Consider the following 264-nt stretch of genomic DNA (forward strand, 5'->3'; position numbering starts at 1 on the left):
TAATTCTCTCTCTTTGAAGGCAAACGGGAAGCCGACGGTACATGGATAATCAGCGCTATCCATCGCCGCCACACTCAGGTTGTAACCGCCAGGTTTCGTGCAACGTTGCATATTGGCAATCAGCCCTGGGATGGTTTTAGCCTCAAGGAACATCAGCACCACAGTCGAAAGAATAAAATCGTACTGTCCAGCAAATGTGAGGTTATTCAGATCAACGACCCGAGTGTGTAAATTATCCAGATTTTCAATAGATTTAATGCGCTC

At 45.8% G+C, this 264-nt stretch carries 1 protein-coding gene; it reads right to left on the reverse strand.

Annotation, left to right across the window (positions count from 1 at the left end; genetic code table 11):
• The coding region (locus SB756_RS31150; RefSeq protein ID WP_410913381.1) for a methyltransferase domain-containing protein at positions 1–264 on the reverse strand (264 nt) is incomplete at both ends.

The sequence above is a fragment of the Pseudomonas sp. SIMBA_068 genome, assembly GCF_046534705.1.
Taxonomy (GTDB): Bacteria; Pseudomonadota; Gammaproteobacteria; order Pseudomonadales; family Pseudomonadaceae; genus Aquipseudomonas; species Aquipseudomonas putida.